The organism is Streptomyces sclerotialus (assembly GCF_040907265.1).
GTDB lineage: Bacteria > Actinomycetota > Actinomycetes > Streptomycetales > Streptomycetaceae > Streptomyces > Streptomyces sclerotialus.
Window position 1 is genome coordinate 1,610,033 of the sequence record NZ_JBFOHP010000002.1, and the last position, 12,741, is coordinate 1,622,773.

14 protein-coding genes are annotated in these 12,741 nt (G+C 72.5%); 10 read left to right on the forward strand and 4 right to left on the reverse strand.

Features of this window, described 5'->3' with window-relative positions:
* Positions 1-48: 48 nt before the first annotated feature.
* From AAC944_RS07160 to AAC944_RS07170, 3 genes are all read right to left on the reverse strand, one after another.
* Positions 49-1,155, reverse strand: a complete 1,107-nt coding sequence (locus AAC944_RS07160) for a threonine aldolase family protein (RefSeq protein ID WP_051871534.1) — start codon at positions 1,153-1,155, stop codon at positions 49-51.
* Positions 1,156-1,223: 68 nt separating this feature from the next.
* Entirely contained in the window at positions 1,224-1,994 is a 771-nt protein-coding gene (locus tag AAC944_RS07165) for an SDR family NAD(P)-dependent oxidoreductase (protein ID WP_051871533.1), read from the reverse strand.
* 29 nt (positions 1,995-2,023) lie between these two features.
* Positions 2,024-3,421 (reverse strand): DUF6421 family protein, encoded by a 1,398-nt coding sequence (locus AAC944_RS07170; protein ID WP_030610672.1) that lies wholly within the window; start codon positions 3,419-3,421, stop codon positions 2,024-2,026.
* A 255-nt stretch (positions 3,422-3,676) separates the two neighbouring features.
* On the opposite strand from AAC944_RS07170, the gene AAC944_RS07175 reads away from it, so the two are divergent.
* The 3 genes from AAC944_RS07175 (at position 3,677) to AAC944_RS07185 (ending at position 5,391) form a co-directional block, all read left to right on the forward strand.
* Positions 3,677-4,414 carry a PadR family transcriptional regulator gene (locus tag AAC944_RS07175; RefSeq protein WP_196942855.1) on the forward strand — a complete coding sequence of 246 codons (738 nt, stop codon included), beginning with the start codon at positions 3,677-3,679 and terminating at the stop codon, positions 4,412-4,414.
* 78 nt (positions 4,415-4,492) lie between these two features.
* The gene (locus tag AAC944_RS07180) at positions 4,493-4,618 is read left to right on the forward strand and encodes a hypothetical protein (RefSeq protein ID WP_368396975.1); all 126 of its coding nucleotides are present in this window, start codon (positions 4,493-4,495) and stop codon (positions 4,616-4,618) included.
* A gap of 89 nt (positions 4,619-4,707) precedes the next feature.
* Positions 4,708-5,391 (forward strand): glycerophosphodiester phosphodiesterase, encoded by a 684-nt coding sequence (locus tag AAC944_RS07185; RefSeq protein ID WP_030610666.1) that lies wholly within the window; start codon positions 4,708-4,710, stop codon positions 5,389-5,391.
* Positions 5,392-5,413: 22 nt separating this feature from the next.
* Here the strand turns inward: AAC944_RS07185 and AAC944_RS07190 are convergent, their stop codons facing one another.
* Entirely contained in the window at positions 5,414-5,956 is a 543-nt protein-coding gene (locus tag AAC944_RS07190) for a GNAT family N-acetyltransferase (protein WP_030610663.1), read from the reverse strand.
* 178 nt (positions 5,957-6,134) lie between these two features.
* Here AAC944_RS07190 and AAC944_RS07195 point away from each other — a divergent pair, with 178 nt between their 5' ends.
* The 7 genes from AAC944_RS07195 to AAC944_RS07225 all read left to right on the forward strand — a co-directional run bounded on the left by AAC944_RS07195 (position 6,135) and on the right by AAC944_RS07225 (position 12,669).
* Positions 6,135-6,527 (forward strand): VOC family protein, encoded by a 393-nt coding sequence (locus AAC944_RS07195; RefSeq protein ID WP_030610661.1) that lies wholly within the window; start codon positions 6,135-6,137, stop codon positions 6,525-6,527.
* Between the two features lie 173 nt (positions 6,528-6,700).
* On the forward strand, positions 6,701-7,264 hold the full coding sequence (locus AAC944_RS07200; protein ID WP_030610658.1) for a DUF5134 domain-containing protein: 564 nt from the start codon (positions 6,701-6,703) through the stop codon (positions 7,262-7,264).
* Between the two features lie 144 nt (positions 7,265-7,408).
* A complete protein-coding gene (locus AAC944_RS07205) occupies positions 7,409-8,344 on the forward strand; it encodes a M56 family metallopeptidase (RefSeq protein ID WP_030610656.1) in 936 nt (311 codons plus the stop codon).
* Positions 8,345-8,431: 87 nt separating this feature from the next.
* Positions 8,432-9,193, forward strand: a complete 762-nt coding sequence (locus AAC944_RS07210; protein WP_078888384.1) for a phosphatase PAP2 family protein — start codon at positions 8,432-8,434, stop codon at positions 9,191-9,193.
* A gap of 73 nt (positions 9,194-9,266) precedes the next feature.
* Complete coding sequence (locus tag AAC944_RS07215) at positions 9,267-9,962, forward strand: HAD family hydrolase (RefSeq protein WP_030610652.1); 696 nt, start codon at positions 9,267-9,269, stop codon at positions 9,960-9,962.
* Between the two features lie 317 nt (positions 9,963-10,279).
* A complete protein-coding gene (locus AAC944_RS07220; protein ID WP_196942852.1) occupies positions 10,280-11,005 on the forward strand; it encodes an EF-hand domain-containing protein in 726 nt (241 codons plus the stop codon).
* A 164-nt stretch (positions 11,006-11,169) separates the two neighbouring features.
* The gene (locus AAC944_RS07225) at positions 11,170-12,669 is read left to right on the forward strand and encodes a PfaD family polyunsaturated fatty acid/polyketide biosynthesis protein (protein WP_107054091.1); all 1,500 of its coding nucleotides are present in this window, start codon (positions 11,170-11,172) and stop codon (positions 12,667-12,669) included.
* Positions 12,670-12,741 lie beyond the last annotated feature (72 nt).

Consider the following 12,741-nt stretch of genomic DNA (forward strand, 5'->3'; position numbering starts at 1 on the left):
AAGCTGCACTCCTCAGTGCAGCCAACTGAACCATACGCCATGCGTCCGTCATGGCTTGCCCATCTCCTCACGGAGCGCCGCCACGAATCCGTCCACGTCGTCCTCCGTGGTGTCGAAGGAGCACATCCACCGGACGTCGCCGGCCGCCTCGTCCCAGAAGTAGAAGCGGTAGCGCTTCATCAGGCGCTCGCTCACGTCGTGCGGCAGCCGCGCGAAGACGGCGTTGGCCTGGACCGGGTGGAGGATCTCCACGCCGTCGACGGCGCGCACGCCCTCGGCCAGCCGCTGCGCCATCGTGTTGGCGTGCCGGGCGTTGCGCAGCCACAGGTCCTTGGCGAGCAGCGCCTCCAGCTGCACCGACACGAAGCGCATCTTCGAGGCCAGCTGCATCGACAGCTTGCGCAGGTGCTTCATGGCGCGCACGGCGTCGGGGTTGATGACGACCACGGCCTCGCCGAAGATCGCGCCGTTCTTCGTGCCGCCGAGCGAGAGGATGTCCACGCCCACGGCGTTGGTGAACGCCCGCATGGGAACGTCCAGCGACGCCGCGGCGTTGGCTATCCGGGAGCCGTCGAGATGGACGACCATGCCGCGCTCATGGGCGTGCTCGCAGATGGCCCGGATCTCGTCGGGGGTGTAGAGCGTGCCCAGTTCGGTGTTCTGCGTGATCGACACGGCCTGCGGCATGGCCCGGTGCTCGTCGTCCCAGCCGTACGCCTCGCGGTCGATCAGCTCGGGGGTGAGCTTGCCGTCCGGGGTGGGGACGGTCAGCAGCTTCAGGCCGCCGACCCGCTCCGGCGCGCCGCATTCGTCGACGTTGATGTGCGCGGACTCGGCGCAGATCACCGCGCCCCAGCGGTCGGTCACGGCCTGGAGGGCCACGACGTTGGCGCCGGTCCCGTTGAAGACCGGGAAGGCCTCGGCGGTCGGCCCGAAGTGGCTGCGGATGACGCGCTGGAGATTCTCGGTGTACTCGTCCCCGCCGTAGGCGATCTGATGGCCGCCGTTGGCGAGGGCGAGCGCTTCGAGGATCTCGGGGTGCGTGCCGGCGTAGTTGTCGCTGGCGAAGCCGCGTACCGAGGGGTCGTGGTGGCGGCGCGCGTCGGTCCTGCCTTCAGGCGCCGCGGGTCCCGTGGTTCGTTCCGCCTGCTCCACCGCTTCGCGCACGGCGGGGCCCACGGCCCGGCTCACAGCCTTGGCTACGGCCTCGGTCACGGCTTCGGTCACGGCTTGGGGGTCAGCCACAGACGCTGTCCATTCACTTCCCGGGCGGGCCGGTCCCAGACGCCGATGACAGCCTCTGCCAGCTCTGTCACGTCCGTGAAGCCCGCGAATTTGGCGTTCGGTCGCTCGGCGCGCATCTGGTCGTTGACGAGCGCCTTGACGACCAGGATCGCAGCCGCCGCGTGCGGACCGGCCTCGCCCCCGGCCTTGCGGAAGGCATCGGCCAGCGCGAGCGTCCAGGCCTCGGCGGCGGCCTTCGAAGCGGCGTACGCGGCGTTCCCGGCGGTGGGCCTGCTCGCGCCCGCCGCGCTGATGAGCAGGTAGCGGCCGTTGCCGCTGCGCTTGAGCGCGCCCTCGAAGGCGAGCGAGGTGTGCTGGACGGTGCGGATCAGCAGCTTCTCCAGCAGGTCCCAGTCGGCGAGGTCGGTCTCGGCGAAGGACGCCGAGCCCCGCCAGCCGCCCACGAGGTGCACCAGCCCGTCGATCCGGCCGAATTCCTTCTCCGTACGGTCCGCCCACTCCCGGGTGGCGTCCAGGTCCAGCAGGTCGACGGTGTCGCCGGTGACGGTCGCGCCGCCGTGCGCGTACCGGGCGGCGTCCACCGCCTCGGCCAGCCGCTCGGCGTCCGCGTCCGCCGCGACCACGGTGGCGCCCGCCTCGGCCAGCCGCAGCAGCGCGGCCCGCCCCGCCGGGCCCGCTGCGCCGGCCACCGCGACGACCGCGCCCTCCAGTGGGCCCTGATTACCGCTCGAAGTGATCGAAGTGGTCATCTCCGCCTCCCGCTGCTCCTCGTCCCCGCTCACGCCGCCGCTCCGGCCTGGCTGCCGGCCGTGATGCCCTTGGTGGAGGCGATCACTTCACGGAGCTTCTTGCGCAGGGCCTCATAGAACATGCTCAGCGGGAATTCGTCCGGAAGCACCTCGTCGACGAGTTTGCGCGGCGGCAGGCTCAGGTCCAGGGCGTCCGGCCCCTTGGCCCAGACCGAGCCGGGGTGCGGCGCGAGGTAGGTGGAGACCAGGTCGTACGCGGCGAACCAGTGGACCAGCTTGGGGCGGTCGATGCCGTCGCGGTAGAGCTTCTCGATCTCGCCGCACAGCTGCTGCGTGACCTGCGGGATGCGCTCCCAGTCGATGTGCAGGGTGTTGTCGGTCCAGCGCACGGCGTCGTGCTGGTGCAGGTACGCGAAGAGCAGCTGGCCGCCGAGGCCGTCGTAGTTCTTCACGCGGTCGCCGGTGACCGGGAAGCGGAACATCCGGTCGAAGACCATCGCGTACTGCACGTCCCTGGCCTGCGGCAGGCCCTCCGCCTCCAGCTTCACGGCCTCCTTGAAGGCGGTGAGGTCGCAGCGCAGCTCCTCCAGGCCGTACATCCAGAACGGCTGCCGCTGCTTGATCATGAAGGGGTCGAAGGGCAGGTCACCGTGGCTGTGCGTACGGTCGTGCACCATGTCCCACAGAACGAACGCCTCCTGGCAGCGGTTCTGGTCGGCCAGCATCGCGCGGACGTCGTCCGGGAGGTCGATGCCGAGGACGTCCACGGCGGCCTCGCTGACCCGGCGGAAGCGCGCGGCCTCGCGGTCGCAGAAGATGCCGCCCCAGCTGAAGCGCTCGGGCGCCTCGCGCACCGCGATGGTCTCGGGGAAGAGCACCGCGGAGTGGGTGTCGTACCCGGCGGTGAAGTCCTCGAAGGTGATGCCGCAGAACAGCGGGTTGTCGTAGCGCGTGCGCTCCAGCTCCGCGAGCCACTCGGGCCAGACCATGCGCAGCACGACGGCCTCGAAGTTGCGGTCGGGGTTGCCGTTCTGCGTGTACATCGGGAAGACGACCAGGTGCTGGAGGCCGTCCTCGCGGCCGCGGGCCGGCTGGAAGGCGAGCAGCGAGTCCAGGAAGTCCGGCACGGCGAAGCCGCCGTCGGCCCAGCGGCGCAGGTCGGCGACGAGCGCGCGGTGGTAGGCGGCGTCGTGCGGCAGCAGCGGGGAGAGCGTCTCGATCGCGGCGGTCGCGCGGTCCACCTCGCGGCGGACCGTGGCCGCTGCGGGCGCGCCCTCGGCGTCGAGGTCTATGGAGCCGTCCTTGGCCTGCCAGGGCCTGATGGTCTCGATCGCGTCCTTCAGCACCGGCCAGGCCGCATGCTCGACGACGCGCTCAGCGGTCGAGGTACCCGTCCGGACACCCACAGGCGAAAGAATTTCCGTCATGACTGCCCTCCGGCAGGAGATCGTGTGGTGAGAACACCGTAACCAGGGAGCCTTCGGAGACTCAAGGGGGATCAACGGAAATCATCCTGCCGTACCCCCGTTATCGGAGCGTTTTTTCCTGCGACAGACCCGTGTGCCAGCGTTTTCTGTCATACCCAGCCATTCGGGTGACGGCCGTACGGGGTCCGGACGGATCCGGTCACCATCCGGTCCTCGTGCGGTCAGCGGCCGGTCAGGAACGTCCGGAATGACGAGATGTTCGGGCTCCATGTCCATGCCGCCCCGCCGCGCCCCGAAGATGGCCGGGCCAACCCGCCGTACCGCCGCCAGGGGGCCACCACGTACCCGCGACTCCCCGTCACCGCCTGGGCCGTGCTCGGCCTGCTCTCCTTCCGTGACGACCGCACCGGCTACGACCTCAAGAAGTGGGCCGACACCTCGCTCCGCTTCTTCTACTGGTCACCGGCCATCAGCCAGATCTACGCCGAGCTGCGCCGCCTGGAGGACCTGGGCATGGTCACCTCCCGGCGCTCGGGCCCGGAGGAGCCCCGGGCCAAGCGCCGCTACACCATCACCGGGAACGGCCGCGACGCACTGACCGCCTGGGCGGACGGCACCCGCGACTGCGGCCCGCCGGTCCTCAAGCACCCGCTCCTCCTGCGCGTCTGGCTCGGGCACCTCACCGTGCCCGGCACCCTGCGCACCCTGGTGGAACAGCACCGCGAGCGCACCCGGGCCGGGCTGCGGAACGTACGCAAGGCACTGGACGGCGTCGACGCCGCCCCGGAGTGGGACTTCCCCCGCGTCGCACTGGGCTGGAGCGAGCGGCAGCATCTGGCCGAGCTGGAGCTGGCCGAGGCCATGCTCGCCGACCTGGAACGACTGGGGCACGAGGAGCCGGATGGGCCACGGCAGGCGGTGGACGCCCCGGGCCGCCCCCCGTCGGCGGACCTCCCGCGTCAGCACGCGGAGGACGCGCCCACGCACGGGTGACCGGATGCGCCGCCCCGCGCCCCGCCCCGCCAGGACAGGGGTCCCCCGGTCCGCCCGCCCCGGAGGGAGTCGCCCCGCGTGAGCACCCGCACCGTGCTGGTCGCCGCCGTCATCACCGGTCTCGTCCTCGGCGTCGCGAGCGCCCGCGCGGGGCACGCCGCGACGACATCCGGCGTTCCCTTCACCGTCAGCGTGGCCCGTTAGGCTGGCCGCCGTTTCCGGCAGCCGTGCCCCAGCCGGTTGCCGGTTCCGTACCGCCAGCCACAGCCGACAGCCACAGAAGCGAGGCAGCCTTGTCCTTCCTGACCATCGGACACCGCGGGGTCATGGGCGTGGAGCCGGAGAACACCCTGCGTTCCTTCCGCCGCGCCGAACGCGAGGGGCTCGACATCATCGAGCTGGACCTGCACCTCAGCAAGGACGGTGCGCTCGTCGTGATGCACGACGCGGAGGTGGACCGTACGACGGACGGGCACGGGCCGATCGCCGACCACACCCTCGCCGCGCTGCGTGAGATGGATGCGGGCCAGGGCGAGCGGATCCCCGTCTTCGAAGAGGTCGTCGAGGCCGTACAGGCGCCGCTGCAGGCCGAGATCAAGGACGTGGCGGCGGCCCGCGCGCTGGCCGACGTGCTGCGCGAGCGGGACCTCGCCGGCCGGGTCGACGTGATCTCCTTCCACGACGAGGCGCTGGCGGAGGTCCGCACGCTGCTGCCCGGCGTCCGCACGGGCCTGGTGGCCAGCCGGTACGGCACGGACGTGGTGGACCGGGCGCAGGCGGTGGGCGCCGAGTACCTCTCGCTGAACATCCGCCGGCTCACCCTGGAGCTGACCGAGCGTGCGCACGCGGCGGGCCTGCGGATGCTCGCCTGGACCGTGAACACCCACGACCAGCTGCGGATCGCCCGCGGGCTCGGTCTGGACGGCGTGATCACCGACTTCCCCGAGATCCGCCGGGCGACGCGCTTCACGGCGTGACGCCGCGCGGCGAGCCAGGCTCTCAGGCCAGCTTCTTGACCAGCAGCTCGAATGCGAGGTCGGCACGCTGCGGTATGCCGAAGCGCTCGTCGCCGTACGGGAAGGGAGTCATCCGGCCGGTGCGCGCGTAGCCGCGGCGCTCGTACCAGGCGATCAGCTCGGTGCGCTGCCGGATGACCGTCATGTGCATCTCGCGGGCGCCCCACTCGGCGCGTACGATGCGCTCGGCCTCAGCGATGATCACCTTGCCCAGGCCGCCGCCCTGGAGGGCGGGGCGCACCGCGAACATGCCGAAGTAGGCGTGCTCCCCGCGGTGTTCGAGCTGGCAGCAGGCCACCAGCTCACCGTCCCGTTCGGCGACCAGCAGCCGGCTGCCGTCCGCCTCGACCACCGCGGCGACGCCCTCGGGGTCGGTGCGCCGGCCCGCCAGCAGGTCCGCCTCCGTGGTCCAGCCCGCGCGGCTCGCGTCGCCCCGGTACGCCGACTCGATGAGCTCGACGAGCGCGGGGACGTCGGACGCGGTGGCGGGGCGGAAGGTCAGCTCGGGCGCTGGCGTGGTGGCCATGGCGGGCGGGGTCCTCTCGACGCGTACGGGCCGCGGAGCCCGGCGGCGGACGGCACGGCGGCGGGTGGCGCGGCGGCCACGCGGCGGCAGGTGGTGCGCGGCCGGTGTCGAGGCTAACAAGGGCGCGGATCCGCACGCCGCGCTGGACTGGAAGCGGGAAAGCCTTAGGGTCCGTGCCATGGTGCAGGTACTGAGCAGCAGAGTGCTGGTGCGGCCGGCCGATCCCGAGCGGTCGCGGGAGTTCTACGGCAAGGCGCTGGGTCTTCCGGTGTACCGGGAGTTCGGTACGGGACCCGAGCGCGGGGTCGTGTACTTCCTCGGCGGCGGCTTCCTGGAGGTCTCGGGCCGGTCGGCGGAGCCGCCCACCGCGACGCTCCAGCTCTGGCTCCAGGTCGCGGACGCGGCGGCGGCGCACGAGGAGCTGGTGGCGAACGGCGTGGAGATCCTGCGGCCCCCGGTCAAGGAGCCGTGGGGTCTGATCGAGATGTGGATCGCCGACCCCGACGGCCACCGCATCGTCCTCACCGAGGTCCCGGCGGACCACCCGATCCGGTACCGGCCGGGGATCTGACGCCCGCCGCGGCCGGCGGCGACCCGGCGGCCGCGGCAATTCGCACACGCGCTCCCTCGTGCGCCTGTGCGCTCCCGTGGGGCGGGTTCCGGGCGGGCATCCTGCGAGCGGAAGAGATCGTTCGCGCCGGGGCCCGGCACGGACGCCGTACGTGTTCCAGGGGGAGGTGCGCCGTGCACGGACCGGCGATGACCGGCTGGCTGCTGGTCGTACTGTGCGCAGCGGCGGGCGCGTACTGCCTCGTGCGCTCGCGCGTGGGAGCGGAAGGGGGCCCCGTCCGGCGCGGGCAGACGCGCGGTGAGGCGCTGATGGCACTGGGTATGGCGGTGATGGCGCTGCCGGCCTCCGTCGTGCCGGTGCCGGCCTGGTCGGCGTGGGCCTTCGTGGCGGTCTTCGGGGTGACGGGCCTGTGGGCGGTCGCCGCCCGCCATCCGCATCACGCGGTGGGCTCGCTCGCCATGGTCTACATGGCCCTGGTGATGACGACGGCACAGGCCGGTGCGGGGCACGGCGGCCACGGCGGGGCAGCGGGCCTGCCCGTACTGACCGGCCTGCTGCTCGCCTACTACGCCGTGCACGCCGTCGCCTCCGGCCTCCGTCTGATACCGGCCCCCGCCGTGCTGACAGCGGGGAGCGTGCCGGGTGCCGGGGTGCGGGCCGTGCCGCGGCCCGAGCTGCTGAGCGCCTGCCGTACGGCCATGAGCATGGGGATGTTCACGATGCTGCTGGCGGTGTGAGGGCGGACCGCACACGCCGCCCGAGGCGCCACTCGCGGTCCCGGGGCACCACTGAGCGGCTCGCACCTCATCTGTCGGTGGCATGCGTCACTCTCTCGGCGAGACCGTACCTCTCAGTAGCCTGCCGCTCATAAAGTGACGGCCATGATGGTCCCCTTCGCGCTGATCCTCCTCGGCGCGCTGGCGGCAGCGGTGGCGCCGCGCCTGATGGCCCGTGCGAGCTGGCCCGACCGCGAGCCGGTGCTCGCCCTCTGGGTCTGGCAGTGCGTGGTCGCCGGTGTGCTGCTGTGCTGTGTGCTGGCCATGTCCCTGAGCGCCGCGGCGGCCTGGGAGGCCGTCCGGGGCAATGTCTTCGCGCTCGCCCCGCGCGGCGTCATCGAGGCGTACGCGCTCGGTGCGTACGGCCCCTGGGCGGCGCCGCTGGCGGTCCTGCTCGCCTGCGGCGGGGCGTGGACCGCCGTCGTGCTGACGCGGGAGGTGCGGGCCGCGCGGGTGCGCCGCAAACGCCGCCGCGCCGATGTCGCGCTGCGCTCCCCGCTGTTGCCCGGCGAGGAGCGGACCGGCGATCCGCTCGTGGTGCTGGAGGGCGAGCGCGCCGAGGCCTGGTGGCTGCCCGGCCTGTCGCCGCAGCTGGTGGTCACCACGGCCGCGCTGCGCCGGCTGAAGGGGCAGCAGCTCGACGCGGTGATCGCGCACGAGAAGGGCCACGCCCGCGCCCGCCACCACCTGCTGCTGCACTGTGCGGCGGCGCTGGCGGTCGGATTCCCGCAGGTGCCGGTCTTCGCCGCGTTCCAGGACCAGGTGCACCGGCTCGTCGAGCTGGCCGCCGACGACATCGCCTCCCGGCGCTTCGGCCGGATGACGACCGCCCTGGCCCTGGTCGAACTGAACGAGGACCGTGGCGTCTTCGGCCCCGGCCCGGCACAGTGCGCGCAGGTCCCGGCCCGGGTGGACCGGCTGCTCGCCCCCGCTCCCCGGCTCACGCCGGGCCGCCGGCTGGGCATGACCGCCGTGGCCGCCCTGGTGCCCGTCGTCCCCCTGCTGATCACTTTCGTGCCGGGGCTGAGCGCGCTCACCTGACGGCAACTCGCGGCCGTTCGCGGCGCGCGAGCGGCCGCGGGTGGCCACGGGTGGCCCGGAGCGGGGTGGTTCCGCGAGGATCGGGACATGGGATCTCCGTCGTCTCCGCCGCCCCCGTCCTCCTCGTCGTCCTCGTCGTCCTCCGGGGTCCGCAGCGCGTCCGGGGCCGCCGTGCCGCCCGGGCCCTCGGCAGCCGCACGAGCGCTCCGTACCGCGGGGTGGCTCGGCGCGGTAGCCGTGGTCCTCGCCGTCCTCGTGATCGTCCACTGGGCGCCGCTGGTGCACGCGGACCGGACCGTGGCCGGGGAGCTGCACCGAGTGGCGCGTACGTCGCCGGACCTCACCCAGGCGAACCGGATCCTCACTGACTGGGTGTGGGACCCATGGACGATGCGCGCGGTGCTGCTGGTGCTGGTGGGGTGGCTGGTGTGGCAGGGCGTGCGCACGCTCGCGGCCTGGGTGGCGGCCACGTCCGTCGCCGGGACGCTGTTCCAGCAGGGCGTCAAGGCCGCGGTGGACCGCCCGCGCCCGGTCTGGCCGGACCCGGTCGACTCGGCGCACTACGCCTCGTTCCCCTCGGGGCACGCGATGACCGCCGCGGTCGCGTGCGGGCTGGCGCTGTGGGTGCTGCGTGAGCGTGGCGCGCCCCTGGTGCGGCGGCGGGTGGTGGGTGTCCTGGCCGTGGTGTCCGTGGTCGGCGTCGGCTGCACACGCCTGTACCTGGGCGTCCACTGGTTGTCCGACGTGCTGGCGGGCTGGCTGCTGGGCGCGGCCCTGGTGGCCGTGGCGGCCGGCCTCTACACCCGGGTCAGGACAGCAGCGGCGGCCACCCCGTCCCCGTCGGACTGAACGGCTCGGGCTGAACGGCTCGCCGGAAAGCCGCTCTTGGCCCCTGGGCCCCGCGCGGGACAGGATGGTGACCATGGCGTACAAGGGTGTGCTCTTCGACTTCTCCGGGACGCTGCTGCGGATCGAGCCGGTCACCTCCTGGCTGCGCGGCGCGCTCGACGCGGCCGGTGTCACCATGACGGACGAGGAATTCGCGCGCACGGCCCGGGAGCTGGACCGCGCGGGAGCGCTGCCCGGCGGCTCCGCCCCGGAACGGATCCCCGACGAGCTGGCGGAGCTGTGGCGGATCCGGGACCGCACGGCGGAGCACCACCGCGACCTCTACACCGCGCTCGCCCGCCAGGTCCCGCTGCCCGCCGAGGAGTTGTACGACACCCTGTACGTCCGCCACAAGTCACCGGCCGCCTGGACGCCGTACCCGGACGCCGCCGAGGTGCTGGGCACGCTCCGCGAACGCGGCGTGGCGACCGGCGTGGTCAGCAACATCGGCTGGGACCTGCGTCCGGTGCTGCGGGCACACGGGCTGGACCCGCTGATCAGTACGTACGTCCTCTCCTTCGAGCTCGGGATCCAGAAGCCCGACCCGCGGATCTTCGAAGTGGCCTGCCGGCAGCTGGGGCTGCCCCCGGAGGACGTCCTGATGGTCGGCGACGACCGCCGGGCGGACGGCGGCGCCCAGGCCCTGGGCTGCGGCTACTTCCCCGTCGACCACCTCCCGGCCGCCGACCGCCCGGCCGGTCTGCGCCCGGTGCCGGACCTGGTCGACTGATCCGCCCGCGGGGCGGTCCACGTACCGCGCCGGACGGCAAGCCCTCTCCGCCCCGTCAAAGGCTCGACGCCGGCCTGAAGAGCCGGATCAGGCGGTCGGACCAAGGTCAACGATTTCGGCGGCTCTGCCGAGGGAGTCGGGAATCCTCTTCTCCTGACCTCACCGACTACGCCGGAACCGGCTCACACCGCACGGGCCAGAGCGTTCTCGTGTGTTCCGTGAAATCCGAGAAAGACCGATGCGCATTCCGTGCGGCCGACCGATAATCGCACCGTACAGCTTTTCCGACCGTAAATTACAGGCAAACCTTTGACGGAATGCGGCATGTTTCCCGGGGCGCAGCGCGCCGGCCGTGCTCGTTTATGACAGCCTGCTTCACCGACGAGAGAAGAGGGCCGCACGCCATGTCCTACACCGAAGACGTCCAGGACATCGTCCAGGACACCGTCGCAGCGGAATCCCCCGAGGAAACCGCCGTCCGGGAAACGCTGGCAGCGATGTCCGACCTCCGCCGCCGTAAGCTGTTCCGCCTGTTCCAGGTGTTGGACGCGGACCGTACCGGCGAGATCAGCTACTTCACGACCGGACGCCTCCACGACCGGTACGCCGAGCTGGCCGCCCGGGGCAGGGCCGAGGAGCACGCGGCGCAGCTCGGGGAGACCGTCCGGCGGCTCTGGCACCAGTTCGAGCAGGACGGCCCGGGAGAAGATCCGCTGTGTGACCGCGAAAAGTTCGCCTACGATTTCGCGTGCCGTCTGGAGGACGATCCGGACCGGATCATCCGCATGGTCGGCCTCATCACCAATGTTGTCTTCGCGCTCGCCGACCAGGACGCGGACGGAGAACTCCACAAGGAGGATGCGCTCCGGCTGGGGACGGAGTTCATGAGTCTCTCCGCCGAGGAGGCCGAGGCGGTCTGGCTGAAACTGGCTCCGGCGGGAAAGAGAACCCTCAGCTACGCCGAATGCCTGAAATTGGTCACGGATTTCGTGGTGGGTGAGGATCCGACTGCGCCCGGCAACTGGTTCTTCGGACCGTTCTGACCGGCAGTCGGCCGGCTTTGACGGACATTCCGATGCTCAACGGAACCGCGGAATTCCCGGGTGCCGCGCATCCCGTCGCCCGGAGGTCACCTGGCGACCACGGTGCCGCCTTCGACGGCGAAGCCCTCCTGGCTCTGGCGCGGCAGGTGACCGTGCCGGTGCGGATGGTCGTACGGCGCGGTGACGGGCGGCTGGGACTGGCCGACGCCCGGCTGCCGGAGCCGCCATCCGCAAGCGGCCTGGCCGTGGCCGGGCTGCTGCCCGCGCTGTATCCGGAATGGCTGGGCGACCGGTCGTTCACCCGGACGCACGGGGTGCGCTTCCCGTACGTGGCCGGGGAGATGGCTCGCGGCATCTCAGGGACGGCGCTGGTCACGGCGCTGGCAGGAGCCGAGACGCTGGCCTTCTTCGGTGCCGGCGGACTGCTGCCTCATGAGGTCGAGAACGCGCTGCGCGAACTGGGCACGCGGCTGCCGGAGCGAAGCCCCTGGGGGGTGAACCTGCTGCACACGCCCGGCGACCCCGCCCTGGAGGAGCGGGTCGCCGATGTGCTGGTACGGGCCGGTGTCCCCCGGGTGTCGGCATCGGCGTACCTCGACCTCACCCCGGCGGTCGTGCACTGCGCGGCCAGCGGGCTGCGCCTGGACCGGCAGGGCCGCATCGTCCGTCCCAGGGCGGTGTTCGCCAAGGTGAGCCGGCCGGAGACGGCCGAGCGGTTCCTCCTGCCCGCGCCCGCCGAGGTACTGCGGCAGCTCGTGGCAGACGGGCGACTCACCGAGGAGGAGGCTCGGCTGGCCGCCCACGTGCCGGTCGCCGAGGACCTCACGGTCGAGGCGGACAGCGGCGGGCACACCGACAACCGGCCGCTGACAGCGCTGTTCCCGGTGGTGGCCGCCCTGCGGGACCGGCTGGCCGCGAAGCACCGCCTGGGCCGGCCGGTACGGGTGGGCGCGGCCGGCGGTCTCGGGGATCCCGCCGCGGTCGCCGCGGCGTTCGCGCTCGGTGCGGCGTACGTGGTGACCGGGACGGTGAACCAGATGGCGGTCGAGGCCGGCGTCAGCGACGACACCAAGTCGATGCTCGCCGGAGCCCGGGTGACCGACACCGCGATGGCGCCTGCGGCGGACATGTTCCAGCTGGGCGCCCAGGTACAGGTGCTGCGGCGGGGCACGCTGTTCGCCTGCCGAGCCGCTCGGCTGGAGCGCGTCTACCGGGCACACCCGTCGCTGGAGGCCGTTCCGGCGGCCCTGCGCGCGGCGCTGGAGCGCGAGGTGTTCGGGGCGCGCCTGGAGGAGGTGTGGTCCTGGACGCGGGCGTACTGGACGGGCCGCGACCCGTCGGAGCTGGACCGGGCCGACGCGGACCCCAAACACCGGATGGCACTGCTCTTCCAGTGGTATCTGGGGTCCTCCAGCCGGTGGGCCGTGGCAGGGGAGCCCGCCCGCCGGGCCGACTACCAGGTGTGGTGCTCTCCTGCGGCGGGCGCGTTCAACCGGTGGGCCGAGGGGAGCTTCCTGGCCGAGCCACGGAACCGCACAGTCACCCAGATCGCGCTGAACCTGATGCAGGGCGCCGCCGTTCTCACCCGTCTGCACCAGTTGCGCTGCCACGGGCTCGTCCTGCCCCCCGAGGCGTACGCCTACCGGCCGCGGCCCTTGCGCTGACCCGGCTCCCGGCCCCGCGACCCAACGCCTCGCCGGCCGGCGCCCGTTCGCCAGAAGTACCCGACGTCTCTC